A 14,507-nucleotide genomic window follows, 5' to 3' on the forward strand; every position below is an offset into this window, starting at 1 on the left:
ATATTCTTGAGATAGAGATACGAAGGCGGGAGTGTCTGAGGCGGTATGATGGCAGCGGCTCGCCTGGTTGGAAAAAGGAGGAATAATTGTATGTGTGGTATCGTAGGATATACAGGAGACCAGCAGGCGGCTCCGATCTTATTAGCGGGTCTGGAGAAGCTTGAATATCGTGGATACGATTCAGCAGGTCTGGCAGTCAGAGACGGAGAACGTGTACCGGAGGTTGTAAAGGCGAAGGGACGTCTGCGCGCGCTGGCAGAGAAAACAGACAATGGACGCGCAATGCGGGGCAACTGCGGTATCGGTCATACCCGCTGGGCGACACACGGGGAGCCGTCTGAGAACAATGCACATCCGCACTGCACGGATGACCGCAGCGTGGTAGCGGTTCACAATGGTATTATCGAAAACTATCAGGAAATTCGCGAAAAACTGATTAAAAATGGATATACGTTTTATTCAGATACTGATACAGAGGTGGCTGTAAAGCTGATCGATCATTATTATAAGAAATACAACGAGGGACCGCTCGATGCGATGGCGCGTGCGATGATGCGTATCCGTGGCACGTATGCACTGGCGGTTATGTTTAAGGATTATCCGGAGGAGATCTTTGTAGCCCGTCAGGATAACCCGATGATCATCGGAGTAGGCGAGGGTGAATCCTTTATCGCGTCGGATGTTCCGCCCCTGCTTCCATATACCCGCAAGGTATACTATATCGGCAATCAGGAATTGGGACGCTTACATAAGGGAGAGGTTACTTTCTATAATATTGATCAGGAAGAGATTCAGAAAGAACTTGTGACGATTGAGTGGGATGCAGAAGCTGCTGAAAAGGGAGGTTATGAGCATTTCATGATTAAGGAGATCCATGAACAGCCGCGTGCGGTTCGGGATACATTAAATTCAGTCATTCGCGATGGTCATATTGACCTGACCGAGGCGGGACTTTCCGATGATGTCATTCGTTCGTTAAAGCGTATTTATATCGTAGCGTGTGGTTCTGCTTACCATGCAGGCGTGGCAGCGCAGTATGTGATCGAAGATCTGGCGCGTATTCCGGTCCGCGTCGAGCTGGCTTCCGAGTTCCGTTACCGGAACCCGATTCTGGAAGAGAACAGTCTGGTTATCATCATCAGCCAGTCGGGCGAGACAGCCGACAGCCTGGCAGCCCTGCGTCTGGCAAAGAGCCAGGGCGTTCCTACGATGGCGATTGTCAATGTAGTAGGTTCCACGATTGCGCGTGAGGCAGATCATATTTTCTACACATTGGCAGGTCCGGAGATTGCGGTGGCGACCACCAAGGCATATAGCACACAGCTGGTTGCCGGATATCTTCTGGGCGTGCAGTTTGCCCATGTGCGCGGTACGATCACAGAAGAAAAATATGAAGAACTCCTTGCAGCCCTGCAGGAACTGCCGGATCAGATCGCGAAGCTGCTCGAAGATGACAAAGAACGCATCCAGTGGTTCGCAGCGAAATATGCCAATGCAAAAGACGTGTTCTTCATCGGCCGCGGCATCGACTACGCAGTCAGCATGGAAGGCAGCCTGAAATTAAAAGAGATCAGCTACATCCATTCCGAAGCGTATGCAGCCGGAGAATTAAAACACGGAACCATCAGCCTGATTGAGGATGGTATCCTCGTAGTCAGCATCCTGACCCAGGAAGCCCTGTATGAGAAGATGATCAGCAACATGGTAGAAGTAAAATGCCGCGGCGCCTACCTCATGGGACTCACAACTGCAGGCAACTACAATATTGAAGACACCGTCGATTTCGCAGTCTATATACCGAAGACTGACGAGCACTTCACACCGAGCTTAGCGGTTGTGCCGCTGCAGCTGCTGGGATATTATGTAAGTGTATCGAAGGGACTGGATGTAGATAAGCCTAGAAACCTGGCGAAGAGTGTTACGGTAGAGTAATAGAGCTTTTTATGGTGTTGTTATAGATCTAGAAAAAGTAATATAAATGGAAAGAAAAGACAAGGTTTGCAAAAAGGCATAAAATGTCAGACGCAGACCTTGTTTTTTGCTTGAAACTAAACAGAAAAAGAGAGTCCTCCGTGTGATTTTGCAATCACGCGGAGGACTCTCTTTTTCGTCTCGTATGCGATTTTTTATCGTCTTTATTTTTTCTCCACCCCATGCTCACTCATCAAAGATTTCATCACATAAGCATAAATCTCTTGGCTTCGATCCTTCCAGTGATTGCACATGATTTCCGCCTGCTCCTTATCCGGAACGGAGATATCGAGATTGACAAGAACGGCTTTTCCTTCCCGCACCTCGCAGTGAACGATGTAGTCCTGATTGGTCGATTTATAGAAATCGGAGATCAGTCCTACCTCGTTTCGCATGCGGAAGCGGTTCTGTTTCAGGTATTCATCCATGTCGCTGACGATGGCAGGAGAGATGTTTTTGCCGAAAAATTCCAGCGTTTCCTCGCCCTCCTTAGTGATCTCATAGCGGGAGCTGTTCCGCATCGTCTCCTTTTTTACCAGACCTGCATCCAGAAGCTCGTTCAAGGCCTTCTGGAGTGTGAAATACGTGGTGTACTCACGATCCAGGAAAAAATTGGAGAGCTGCGCGTTGGTCAGCGGAAAATTGACCTGGTGCAGCATATAGAGATTCATCAGTTTGTAAAGTGTCATCGGTTCAGCCAGCATGGAAAAACTCCTTTATTATTATTTCGTAACTGTGCAAATTTTGTGCGGTTCTTACGGTAAATGCGAGAATCGCTTGAATTGTTACGTTTATTTCTTAATGTGTTCCTTCACAGCCTTGGAAACAGCGTCAGCTACACGCGGATCAAATGCTGCCGGAAGAATGTTCTCGTCGCTCAATTCGCTGTCATCAACCAGAGCAGCAATTGCGTTGGCAGCAGCCAGTTTCATTTCTTCGGTGATAGCGGTTGCGCGTCCTTCCAGAGCGCCGCGGAAGATGCCTGGGAAGATGAGAACGTTGTTGACCTGGTTCGGGAAATCGGAACGTCCGGTTCCTACGACTCTTGCACCAGCAGCTTTTGCCAGATCCGGCATGATCTCCGGTACCGGGTTTGCCATTGCGAAGAGAATGGAATCCTTATTCATGGAAGCAACCATCTCCTGGGAAACGATGCCCGGAGCAGACACGCCTACGAAGATGTCAGCGCCTTTTAATGCATCGGCAAGTGTGCCCGTCTTGTGCTCTAAGTTGGTAACTTCGACCATCTTTTCCTGCATCCAGTTAAGCCCTTCCATGCCCTTGCAGAGCATACCGGTCTTATCACACATGGTGATATGCGGGAATCCGTAGTTTAAGAGCAGTTTGGTAATGGCAACGCCTGCGCTTCCGGCGCCGTTGACAACGACGCGGCAGTCTTCCTTCTTCTTGCCGGTTACTTTCAGGGCGTTGATGATGCCTGCCAGTACGACGATGGCGGTTCCGTGCTGATCATCGTGGAAAACCGGAATGTTTAACAGTTTCTTTAAACGTTCCTCGATCTCAAAGCAGCGCGGTGCGGAGATGTCCTCCAGGTTGATACCGCCGAATGCCGGGGCAATGCGGACAACTGTCTCGATGATCTCCTCGGTGTCCTGTGTGTCGAGGCAGATCGGGAATGCATTGATGCCGCCGAACTCTTTAAACAGAACGGCTTTTCCTTCCATAACCGGCATAGCTGCTAACGGTCCGATATTGCCAAGTCCCAGAACGGCGCTTCCGTCGGAGACAACGGCTACAGTGTTGGACTTGATGGTGTAGCGGTATGCAGCTTCCGGATCTTTTGCAATTACCTTACATGGTTCTGCAACGCCCGGTGTGTATGCCAGAGCCAGATCCTCTCTGGTTTTTACCTGTACTTTGGAGACGGTATCGAGCTTGCCGTTCCATTTTTCATGAAGTTCGAGTGCTTTTTCATTGATCGTCATGGTTTTTATCCTTTCGAATGCTTTCATTTTATTCTTACATTATAATAGCAATTTTGACATTTTAAATCAAGATGCATATTTTAGAATGCAGGAAGGGCAGTACCATGTTACTGTACACACACAGTACCACTTATTTATAATACTTATACCTATCATGTAGCATAGCATATAAATGAAGTTCGTAAATGTTATTTTTATGCATAAAACACATGAAAAATGCATAAAACACGTTTTTATACAAAAATTATTCATAAAAATGCAAAAAAAGTATTGCATAATTAGGATCAAGGAGGTATAATCTGGGTAATTTCACGTGAGGCATATAAATCTGCCGGTCTTAGTTGACTGGATGGACAAAGAAAAAAGCATCACGCAGGCAAATGATTGGAGGAAATGAAAAATGGCTAAGAAATATAATAAAATTGTTCTTGCATATTCAGGCGGTCTGGACACATCGGTTTTAATCCCGTGGCTGAAAGAAAACTATGGCTGTGAGGTTATCGCAGTTTCCGCTGACGTAGGTCAGGGTGCGGAGCTGGATGGTCTGGAAGAGAAGGCATTAAAGACAGGTGCTTCCAAGCTGTACATCGAGGATCTGAAGAAAGAGTTCGTAGATGAGTACATCATCCCGACCATGAAGGCTGGCGCTACTTATGAGCATTACCTGTTAGGTACTTCCTTCGCTCGTCCGATTATCGCTAAGAGAATCGTTGAAATTGCGAAGAAAGAGGGCGCAGACGCTATCTGCCACGGCTGTACCGGTAAAGGAAACGATCAGGTTCGTTTCGAACTGGCTATCAAGGCATTTGCTCCGCAGATGGATGTTATCGCTCCGTGGCGTTTCTGGGAACTGAATTCCCGTGAAAAAGAGATCGAGTACGCAGAGGCTCACAACATTCCGTTAAAGATTACGAAAGAGACCAACTACTCAAAGGATAAGAACCTGTGGCATTTGTCCCATGAGGGTCTGGATCTGGAGGATCCGGCAAACGAGGCTCCGATCAACAAACCTGGATTCCTTGAGTTGGGCGTATCTCCGGAGAATGCACCGGATAAAGCTGCTTATGTAACCATCCACTTCGAGAAGGGTGTTCCGACCAGTGTAAATGGCGAGGAGATGGATGCAGAGAAGGTAATCGAGACTCTGAACAAATTAGGCGGTGAGAATGGCTGTGGTCTGCTGGATATCGTAGAGAACCGTCTGGTTGGCATGAAGAGCCGCGGTGTTTATGAGACTCCTGGCGGAGCTATTCTTTACAAGGCACATGAGAAACTGGAAGAAATCACTCTGGACAAAGAGACACAGCACTACAAACAGCAGCTGGCTCTCAAGTTCGCTGAGTTAGTATACAACGGTCAGTGGTACACACCGCTTCGCAAGGCGATGAGCGCATTTGTTGATTCCACACAGGAGACCGTAACCGGTGATGTAAAACTGAAACTCTACAAGGGCAACATTATTCCGGCATCTGTTACATCTCCATACACCCTGTATTCCGCAGGTATGGCTACCTTCGATGAGGATGACTGCTACGATCAGGCAGATTCCGCTGGATTCATCAACCTGTTTGGACTTCCGATCAAGGTTCGCGCCCTGAACGACGAAGTTCTGGCAGCAAAGACCGGCGAGCATTTTCCAGGCGTAGAGTAATTTAGGAAAATAATAAATAATCTGCAGGCGACAAGCCGCAGCCGATGGTGACCATTGGTTTTCCGGTATCTGCCGGTTCCAATGGTCGCATTGGTTCTAAATCAGAGAATAAAAAGGAGTTTACACTTATGGCAAAGTTATGGGCAGGACGATTCGGAAAAGAGACGGATCTGGAGGTGAATGATTTTAACTCATCGATTTCCTTTGACTGTCGTCTTTATAAGGAAGATATCACAGGCTCCATGGCCCATGCGGCTATGCTGGGCAAGCAGGGCATCATTGCGAAGGAAGAATCAGACAAGATTATCGAAGGACTGAAAGGTATCTTAGCGGATATCGAGGCAGGCAAGATTCATTTCTCACAGGATTATGAGGATATTCATATGAATGTAGAGCAGATTCTGACCGAGCGCATCGGCGATGCCGGAAAACGTCTTCATACGGCGAGATCCAGAAATGATCAGGTTGCACTGGATATGCGTCTTTACGTGAAGAAAGAGATCGTGGCAATCAAGAAAGAAATCATCGATTTCATGGAAGCACTCTGTGAGAGCGCGAAAAATAATCTGGAGACTGTTATGCCGGGGTATACGCACCTGCAGCGGGCACAGCCGGTTACATTTGGACATTATATGATGGCATACGCCAATATGATGCGCCGCGATGTGATCCGTCTGGAAAACTGCTTAGAGGGCATGGATGATATGCCGCTCGGCTCAGGCGCACTGGCTTCCACCACATATCCGATTGACCGTGATTTTGTACGCCAGCAGCTTGGTTTTGCCAGAGTGACCAACAACTCCCTGGATGGTGTTTCTGACCGCGATTACTGCGTGGAGCTGACAGCCGCTTTATCCATCCTGATGATGCATCTGTCCCGTTTCTCTGAGGAAATTATTTCCTGGTGCTCCTGGGAGTTCAAGTTTGTAGAGCTGGATGATGCATTCTCCACCGGTTCTTCCATTATGCCCCAGAAGAAAAATCCGGATGTATGCGAGCTGGTCCGCGGCAAGACAGGACGTGTCTACGGCGATTTATTTACTCTTCTTACAATGTTAAAGGGCATTCCGCTGGCATACAACAAAGATATGCAGGAAGACAAAGAGGCTGTCTTTGATGCGATTGACACCGTAAAACAGTGCCTGCGTGTGCTGACACCGATGTTCTCCACGATGCAGATTCTGAAAGACAATATGAAGAAAGCCGCTCTGAAGGGCTTTATCAATGCAACGGACTGTGCAGATTACCTGACCAAGAAGGGAATGCCGTTCCGTGATGCATACAAGACAGTCGGACAGCTGGTTGCACAGTGTGTACGTGAGGACAAGTCTTTAGCCGATCTGACTCTGGAAGAGTACAAGACGCATTCGGATGCCTTTGAGAATGACGTATATGAAGCGATAGACTTAAAGACCTGTGTACGTGGACGTAAGGTGATTGGTGGACCGGCTCCGGAGGAAGTAACCCGTCAGATTTTGGTGATTGAGAAGTTTGTGAGCGAGCACGAAACGGTTTAGTGCATTCTGGTCAGCGCCGGATGCGGATGGTGATGGCTGCGTAAGCAATGACGGGCGTTGGAAATGTGACATAAGAAAGACGGATAGGAAACGGGGGACGAACAATGGCGAAACCGAAGATTTATATAGACGGAAAAGAAGGAACAACCGGACTGCAGATTTATGATCGTCTGGCCGGGAGAGAGGATATCGAACTGCTTCTGATTGATGAAGAAAAGCGGAAAGACAGTGAAGAACGGCGGAAACTGATTCACGCAGCAGATATTGTATTCTTGTGTCTGCCGGATATGGCGGCGATCGATGCGGTTGCGCTGGCAGAAGGTTCCAAGGCACGTATCATCGATGCCTCTACCGCACACCGGACGGCAGCCGGATGGACGTATGGTATGGCAGAGCTTTCGAATGCACATCGCGAGGCAATTCAGAAATCGAACCGCGTAGCGAATCCAGGCTGTCATGCGACCGGATTTATCACTTCAACGTATCCGCTGGTTGCACAGGGCGTGATTCCGAAGGATTATCCGATGACGGTATTTTCGCTGACTGGCTATTCGGGCGGCGGCAAAAAGATGATTGCCGAGTATGAATCCCCAGAGAAGCCGCAGAGTTATTTTGCACCCCGTATCTATGGCCTGACTCTGAAACATAAACATCTGCCGGAAATGCAGAAAATCTGCGGACTGGACTTCCCGCCGGTATTCAGTCCGATCGTGGATGATTACTATAAAGGAATGGCCGTCACGATTCAGCTTCAGAACCGTCTGCTTCCGGGGAAGCCGACCGCGGAAGATATCTACGAGAAGCTGGCTGGCTGGTATGACGGACAGAAACTCATTAAGGTACATCCGTTTGGATATGACGGTATGATCGCGGCGGCAGATATGGCAGGCCGAGACAGTCTGGAGCTGATTGTCAATGGTCACGGGGAACAGACCATGGTGACGGCGCTCTTTGATAATCTTGGAAAGGGTGCTTCAGGCGCAGCCGTTCAGAACATGAACCTGATGCTTGGATTTGAGGAGACAGCTGGACTGGCACTATAGAGGGGTTGAGAGATAAAACCATAAATTAGCTGCGGGGGACTATAGAGACGAAGTTATATAAAAATGTACTCTCGGAGTCTTTCTGCACTTGCTTTTGTGGCTGATTTTCCGCCAGCCGCACCCGAATTTCATCAACGTACGCACCGCGTACGCCTCAGAAATTTGGGCACAACTGACAAAAAAACATCTCACAAAATCAAGCACAGAAAGATTCCGAGAGTACATTAAAAATGACAGGAGGAATGTCATATGAAGATAATCGAAGGCGGTGTTTGTGCTGCAAAAGGATTTAAAGCGGGCGCGATGCGCTGTGGAATCCGCAAATCTCATACAAAAAAGGATCTGGCGATGATCCTTTCGGACTGTGTCTGCAACGCATCGGCGGTTTATACGACCAACCGCGTCAAGGCATCACCGATTTTACTGACAAAGGAACATCTGACCGACGGAAAGGCACAGGCGGTTATTGTCAATTCCGGAAATGCGAACGCGTGCGCTCCGTTTGGCATGGAGAATGCAAGAAGACAGGCAAAGGCAGGCGCGCGAGCGCTGGGCGTTTCGGAGGAAAATGTAATCGTAGCATCGACCGGCGTCATCGGTCAGACGCTTCCGGTTGAGGCGATCGAGGCTCATGCAGGCGAGATGGAGATGAAATATGACAACTCCCTGGTAGCTGCAGAAGCGATCATGACGACCGATACAAAAGTGAAGACGATCGCTGTTGAATTTGATGTAGATGGAACAACCTGCCACATCGGCGGTATCTGTAAGGGTTCCGGCATGATTCACCCGAATATGGGAACGATGCTGTGCTTCATCACAACCGATTGTGCAGTCAGCAGCGAGATGATCCGCAAGGCGCTGTTATTCAATGTAAAACGTACCTTCAACCGTGTGACTGTTGACGGCGATACTTCCACCAACGATATGTGTACCGTTCTGGCAAATGGTATGGCTGGCAATGCGGAGATTACTGCAGAAGATCCGGCATACGAGGCATTCCGCGAGGCATTGCAGACGGTTATGCAGGATCTGGCTCGTAAGATTGCGGCAGACGGCGAGGGCGCAAGCAAGCTGATGACCTGTACCGTGAAGGGAGCGAAGGACGAGGAGACAGCCGAGGTACTGGCAAAATCCATCGCCGGTTCTTCCCTGACCAAAGCAGCAATGTTCGGTTCCGATGCGAACTGGGGACGCGTTCTCTGCGCGATGGGCTATTCCGGAGCTGAGTTTAACACGGAGAAAGTGTTAGTCGAGTTTGCTTCCAAAGAGGGCAGCATTGCGGTCTGTGAGGACGGCAGAGGACTTGATTTTGATGAAGATCTGGCAAAGAAAATCTTAAGCCAGGATGAAGTGGAGATCAATGTAACGCTTCAGGAAGGCAGCGGAAGCGCTACCTGCTGGGGATGCGATTTGACCTATGATTATGTGAAGATTAATGGAGATTATCGGACGTGATGAAAACAGGATCAAAAATGAGCGCAGAAGTCCTGGTAGAGGCACTGCCTTATATTCAGGAATATGCAGGTAAAATTATCGTTGTAAAATACGGCGGAAACGCATGATTAATGAAGATTTAAAGCAGGCGGTGATCGAGGATATCGTCCTTTTAAATCTGGTAGGAATCAAGGTCGTGCTGGTACACGGCGGCGGTCCGGAGATTTCGGAGATGCTCAAAAAAACCGGAAAAGAGTCTAAATTTGTCAAAGGTCTGCGCTACACAGACCGCGAGACGATGGATATTGTCCAGATGATTCTCTGCGGCAAGGTTAACAAAAACCTTGTTTCCCTGTTTGAGAAAGCAGGCGGACATGCCGTTGGTCTGGGCGGCATGGACGGCGGACTCTTCAAGGCGATCCAGTTAGTCGATCCGGATGGAACGGAATACGGCTATGTGGGAGATATTAAAGAAGTCAATGAGAAAGTCGTTCTCGATGTTTTAAATGAGGGCTTTATCCCGGTTGTTTCCTCCGTGGCAGCAGGCATGGACGAGGAGACAAACTATAACATCAATGCAGATACGGCAGCGGAGAAGCTGGCGGTGGCACTGAAAGCAAAAAAACTGATTCTTCTGACGGATGTATGCGGTCTGATGCGCGATCCGAAAGACGATTCGACACTGATTCCGAGACTGAAAGTTTCTGAGGTTCCGGCGCTTATCAAAGAGGGTGTGATCTCCGGCGGCATGATTCCGAAGGTAGACTGCTGTGTTGAGGCAGTACGCCAGGGTGTAGAACGTGCCAATATCCAGGATGGTCGTGTGCCGCACTCGATTCTGGTCGAGCTTTTGAGCGATGACGGTGTAGGAACCATGTTCTCGTAAACAAAGTTTGAAAGATGCATGGAGGATTTTTATGACATTTGAAGAAATCAAACAGGGCGAAGAAACTTATATTATGCACACATACGGACGTTTCCCGATTGCGCTGGATCACGGAAAAGGCGCGACGCTGTGGGATACGGACGGAAAGAAATACATTGATCTGACCTCTGGCATCGGTGTCAACAGTCTTGGCCATGACAACGAGGCGCTGACGACTGCGGTATCGGAGCAGGCACATAAGCTGATGCATGCCTGCAACCTGTATTACACCGAGCCGATGGTGCAGGCAGCAAAGAAGTTGGTCGATGCAACCGGAATGGGAAAAATCTTTTTTGCAAACTCCGGTGCGGAAGCCAACGAGGGCATGATCAAGCTGGCAAGAAAGTATTCCTTTGACAAATACGGCGAGGGAAGAAATAAGATTATCACGCTGAAACAGTCCTTCCACGGACGTACCGTGACGACATTAAAGGCAACCGGACAGGACAAGTTTCATCAGTATTTCTTCCCATTTACGGAAGGATTTGATTATGCAGCAGCCAATGATATCGAAGACATGAAGCGCAAGATCGATGGTACGACCTGCGCTGTCATGATGGAGATGATTCAGGGCGAGGGCGGCGTCCTTCCGCTTGATAAGGAATTTGTACAGGCAACTGCCGAGTTCTGCAAGGAGAAGGACATCCTGCTTCTGATTGACGAGGTTCAGACGGGCATCGGACGTACCGGAAGCCTGTTCTGCTATGAGCAGTACGGCGTTCAGCCGAACATCATCAGTATGGCCAAGGGACTCGGCGGCGGTGTTCCGATCGGTGCTGTCATGGCGGATAAGAAATGCCAGGATGTACTGGGCGCCGGTACGCACGGTACAACCTTTGGCGGCAATCCGCTCTGCTGTGCGGCTGCCAATACCGTATTAGATATCGTAAATAAGCCGGAATTCCTGAAATCGGTTCAGGAAAAGGGCGAGTACCTGAAAAAGGAGATTTTAGCGATCGGTTCTCCAAAGGTAAAGACTGTTCGCGGCATGGGATTGATGTTAGGCATCGTAGTGGACAAAGATGAGAGAGCTGCGATGGTCAGTCAGTTGATGGAAAAAGGCGTCCTGGTCCTGACAGCCGGTACAGAGGCGATCCGTCTGCTTCCGCCGCTTGTTATCACGAAAGAGGAGATGGACGAGGCAATCGCTGCTATGAGGGAGGTATTTTAGACATGAAGCATTTATTAAAGCTGTTGGACTGCACACCGGAGGAGATTACCTCGATTCTGGATCTGGCAGATCAGTTAAAATATGAGCGGAAACATCACATTTCACATCGTCTTCTGGAGGGCAAATCCATTGGTCTGATTTTCCAGAAGTCATCCACCCGTACCAGAGTTTCGTTTGAGACCGGTATGTTCCAGCTCGGCGGACAGGCACTGTTCCTTTCCTCCCGCGACTTACAGATCGGACGCGGTGAGCCGGTACAGGATACCGCACGCGTACTCTCCCGTTATCTGGACGGCATCATGATCCGTACCTACGAGCAGAAAGAAGTGGAGGATCTGGCAAAATACGGTTCTATCCCGATCATCAACGGTCTGACTGATTTCTGCCATCCGTGCCAGGTACTGGCTGATCTGATGACGATCCGTGAGAAATACGGCGTACTGAAAGGGCTCAAGATGTGTTACATCGGCGACGGCAACAACATGGCGAACTCCCTGATCGTAGGCGGTCTGAAATCGGATATGCAGGTATCTATCGCAACTCCGGATAATTACCGTCCGGCGAAAGAAATGCTAGATTTCGCAGCTGGCAATGACGCATTTACACTGGTAAATGATCCGATCAAGGCAGTGGAAAATGCAGACGTTGTCATCACAGATACATGGACTTCCATGGGTCAGGAAGAAGAGAAGAAGATCCGCCAGCAGGCATTCCAGGGATATCAGATCAATGATGAACTGATGGCTGCGGCAAAACCGGGGGCGATGGTAATGCACTGTCTGCCGGCTTACCGTGGACAGGAGATTACCGAGAAGATCTTTGAAGAACATGCGTCTGAGATCTTTGAAGAGGCGGAAAACCGGTTGCATGCCCAGAAGGCGGTTATGGTTACGCTGATGAAATAGAAATATATAGAAATGCATAAAAATGGCAAGGTGACGCGCCAGAAGCCAAATGCCCTCCGTTGCGGTTTCGGAGCCGGTAACACTAGGCTTGCATAGATTTGTTAAAAGCAGAGTCCAAAATACAAACTCGCTTCGCTCAGACAGGTGTATTTTGAACTCTAACACAAATCTCTGCGAGCCAAGAGTTACCAAGACTCCTGCAAATGCAACGGAGGGCATTTGGCTTCTGGCGCTGTATGTTGTATGCTTTTTGGGGTGTTTAAAAAGTGGAAATGTATGTTATAATTGGCATAAATAGTATAATATAAAAAATTTAGCAGATTAAGAAAATTTTAGGAGGTATCAGTATGACGAAAGAAGAGATTTCAGCGCGTCAGCAGCAGGCGGCTCAGTTTCATGCAATGGGGTATAATTGTGCCCAGTCGGTGGCGTGTGCGTTTGCGGATAAGGTGGATTTGGACAAGGTGGCGCTGTTTAAGGTGACGGAGGGGCTTGGTCTTGGCATGGGCGGCATGAATGGTACCTGCGGGGCCATTTCGGCGGCGGCTGTGCTGGCGGGGCTGAAGGATAGTACCGGGGATCTGGAGCTGGCGAATTCGAAGGCGGTTTCTTATAAGGATGCCAGAGAGTGCATCGCGCGTTTCCTTGAGAAGAACCAGAGCGTGGTCTGTAGGGATTTGAAGGGTGTAGAAACAGGAAATGTGCTGCGTGCCTGTCCGGACTGCATCAGCGATGCGGTGGAGATTATCGGAGAAGTATTGTTCTAATATATCCTCACAAATTGGCACGTTTGAAACTTCAGGTCTATGTTTTCCGTACCGTAGAATGAGTCAGACTGGATGGCAGATATTCTCCATTGTGTGAGAATATCTGCTTTTTATATATAAGGCTTGAAGATCTGAGAACAGGGGTGGCAGCGACTGACTTAATGCGCATCCCCTTAAATTTTTCTTAGAATACATCTAAATCCTGTCCATTTACAACGGCACCTTCATATCCGGCATCACGGATTTCCTGCAAAATGGCGGTGTTTCTGCGCGCCATCTCAGCCTCGACATCGCGGGTGTTGTCCTGGATTTCCATGTGATAGATACGGTGGTAGGTAACCAGAAGCCGCGGGTGCGCTTTGGCGGCAATCTTTGCCAGATCAACGCTGAGAGTGTGAACTTCCTGGTGGTATTTCTGCCATTTTGGCTCTCTGGCGGAGAGTCCGGCGGTGTACTCGACCTCATGGAGGAGAATATCGCAGCCTTCCGCTTTCTGCGCCACGATCTCAAGCGGAGCCGTGTCACCGCTGATCACGATCACCTTATCCGGTGTTGTAAACTTAAATCCGTAGCTTTCAAGCGTACCGTGGCTGACTGGAAATGCCTCAACCGTCACGCGGTCATCCTGATAAATGATACCAGGCTGGATATCGGTAGTTTCGACTTTGTAGCCATTTTCGTTGGCTTTTTCAAAGCCGTGGATACGGAAGTCGATGTCCGTCTCATATGCTTTTAAAATATGTTCGGTCATGTTCTGGATGCCTTTTGGACCGAATACTTTCAGCGGCTTCGGGCGTTCCAGTACCCACGGGGTAAAAATGAGATCCGGATAGCCGGCCGTGTGGTCGGTGTGCAGATGTGTGCAGAATGCGATCATCAGCCGGTCCGGGCGCAGGGCATCAATTCCCTGTTGGTATGCTTTCGCCGCCTGACGGACAACGCCAGGACCAAAATCTACAAGATAAGCGCGGTCGCCTACGACAACTGCAGAAGAAGGACCGCTGGCATTCGGGCAGGCGTTTGGGGTACCGGTTCCGAGAAGTACAAGCTTTGTTTCCATCATAAATATTCATCTCCTAAATTCATATGTAATATATTTTGCGCGAAATCATGAAAAAAGTTCGGGCAAATTAGATGTGTTCAGCTTTGCACAGGTAAACACTGTGTCAAAGGC

At 48.9% G+C, this 14,507-nt stretch carries 11 protein-coding genes and 1 pseudogene; 9 read left to right on the plus strand and 3 right to left on the minus strand.

The features are described from left to right. Window positions 1-90: 90 nt before the first annotated feature. Window positions 91-1,932 (plus strand): glutamine--fructose-6-phosphate transaminase (isomerizing), encoded by a 1,842-nt coding sequence (glmS, locus tag DW085_RS00110; RefSeq protein WP_107000109.1) that lies wholly within the window; start codon window positions 91-93, stop codon window positions 1,930-1,932. A gap of 203 nt (window positions 1,933-2,135) precedes the next feature. On the opposite strand, the gene DW085_RS00115 is transcribed toward glmS, so the two are convergent. Then, window positions 2,136-2,675, minus strand: coding sequence for a DUF4364 family protein (locus DW085_RS00115; protein ID WP_118490586.1), 540 nt, complete (start codon window positions 2,673-2,675; stop codon window positions 2,136-2,138). An 87-nt stretch (window positions 2,676-2,762) separates the two neighbouring features. Further along, window positions 2,763-3,917, minus strand: coding sequence for an NADP-dependent malic enzyme (locus DW085_RS00120; protein WP_118490588.1), 1,155 nt, complete (start codon window positions 3,915-3,917; stop codon window positions 2,763-2,765). A 400-nt stretch (window positions 3,918-4,317) separates the two neighbouring features. Here DW085_RS00120 and DW085_RS00125 point away from each other — a divergent pair, with 400 nt between their 5' ends. From DW085_RS00125 to DW085_RS00160, 8 genes and pseudogenes are all read left to right on the plus strand, one after another. After that, window positions 4,318-5,568 (plus strand): argininosuccinate synthase, encoded by a 1,251-nt coding sequence (locus DW085_RS00125; RefSeq protein ID WP_118490590.1) that lies wholly within the window; start codon window positions 4,318-4,320, stop codon window positions 5,566-5,568. A 128-nt stretch (window positions 5,569-5,696) separates the two neighbouring features. Further along, window positions 5,697-7,085: an argininosuccinate lyase gene (argH, locus tag DW085_RS00130; protein ID WP_107000435.1), complete on the plus strand. Its 1,389-nt coding sequence runs from the start codon at window positions 5,697-5,699 to the stop codon at window positions 7,083-7,085. Between the two features lie 104 nt (window positions 7,086-7,189). After that, complete coding sequence (gene argC / locus DW085_RS00135; RefSeq protein WP_107000105.1) at window positions 7,190-8,128, plus strand: N-acetyl-gamma-glutamyl-phosphate reductase; 939 nt, start codon at window positions 7,190-7,192, stop codon at window positions 8,126-8,128. A gap of 249 nt (window positions 8,129-8,377) precedes the next feature. Continuing rightward, window positions 8,378-9,586, plus strand: coding sequence for a bifunctional ornithine acetyltransferase/N-acetylglutamate synthase (gene argJ / locus DW085_RS00140; RefSeq protein ID WP_118490592.1), 1,209 nt, complete (start codon window positions 8,378-8,380; stop codon window positions 9,584-9,586). Then, window positions 9,586-10,451 (plus strand): annotated as a pseudogene (gene argB, locus DW085_RS00145) (acetylglutamate kinase). The gene argJ and the pseudogene argB overlap by 1 nt, the downstream one beginning before the upstream one ends. A gap of 31 nt (window positions 10,452-10,482) precedes the next feature. Next, entirely contained in the window at window positions 10,483-11,661 is a 1,179-nt protein-coding gene (locus DW085_RS00150) for an aspartate aminotransferase family protein (protein ID WP_118490594.1), read from the plus strand. A gap of 2 nt (window positions 11,662-11,663) precedes the next feature. Further along, entirely contained in the window at window positions 11,664-12,566 is a 903-nt protein-coding gene (gene argF, locus DW085_RS00155; protein WP_118490595.1) for an ornithine carbamoyltransferase, read from the plus strand. Window positions 12,567-12,913: 347 nt separating this feature from the next. Continuing rightward, window positions 12,914-13,333 carry a C-GCAxxG-C-C family protein gene (locus DW085_RS00160; protein WP_107000101.1) on the plus strand — a complete coding sequence of 140 codons (420 nt, stop codon included), beginning with the start codon at window positions 12,914-12,916 and terminating at the stop codon, window positions 13,331-13,333. 184 nt (window positions 13,334-13,517) lie between these two features. On the opposite strand, the gene DW085_RS00165 is transcribed toward DW085_RS00160, so the two are convergent. Continuing rightward, entirely contained in the window at window positions 13,518-14,396 is an 879-nt protein-coding gene (locus tag DW085_RS00165) for an MBL fold metallo-hydrolase (protein ID WP_022358555.1), read from the minus strand. Window positions 14,397-14,507: the final 111 nt, after the last annotated feature.

It is taken from the genome of Clostridium sp. AF50-3 (assembly GCF_003477445.1).
GTDB lineage: Bacteria > Bacillota > Clostridia > Lachnospirales > Lachnospiraceae > Otoolea > Otoolea fessa.

What these genes read in the sequence shown, in the direction of transcription:
- argF (WP_118490595.1), top strand. Translation starts at nt 11,664, where the DNA reads ATGAAGCATTTATTAAAGCTGTTGGACTGCACACCGGAGGAGATTACC.
- DW085_RS00120 (WP_118490588.1), bottom strand. Translation starts at nt 3,917, where the DNA reads ATGACGATCAATGAAAAAGCACTCGAACTTCATGAAAAATGGAACGGC.
- argC (WP_107000105.1), top strand. Translation starts at nt 7,190, where the DNA reads ATGGCGAAACCGAAGATTTATATAGACGGAAAAGAAGGAACAACCGGA.
- argH (WP_107000435.1), top strand. Translation starts at nt 5,697, where the DNA reads ATGGCAAAGTTATGGGCAGGACGATTCGGAAAAGAGACGGATCTGGAG.
- glmS (WP_107000109.1), top strand. Translation starts at nt 91, where the DNA reads ATGTGTGGTATCGTAGGATATACAGGAGACCAGCAGGCGGCTCCGATC.
- DW085_RS00150 (WP_118490594.1), top strand. Translation starts at nt 10,483, where the DNA reads ATGACATTTGAAGAAATCAAACAGGGCGAAGAAACTTATATTATGCAC.
- DW085_RS00165 (WP_022358555.1), bottom strand. Translation starts at nt 14,396, where the DNA reads ATGATGGAAACAAAGCTTGTACTTCTCGGAACCGGTACCCCAAACGCC.
- DW085_RS00115 (WP_118490586.1), bottom strand. Translation starts at nt 2,675, where the DNA reads ATGCTGGCTGAACCGATGACACTTTACAAACTGATGAATCTCTATATG.
- DW085_RS00125 (WP_118490590.1), top strand. Translation starts at nt 4,318, where the DNA reads ATGGCTAAGAAATATAATAAAATTGTTCTTGCATATTCAGGCGGTCTG.
- argJ (WP_118490592.1), top strand. Translation starts at nt 8,378, where the DNA reads ATGAAGATAATCGAAGGCGGTGTTTGTGCTGCAAAAGGATTTAAAGCG.
- DW085_RS00160 (WP_107000101.1), top strand. Translation starts at nt 12,914, where the DNA reads ATGACGAAAGAAGAGATTTCAGCGCGTCAGCAGCAGGCGGCTCAGTTT.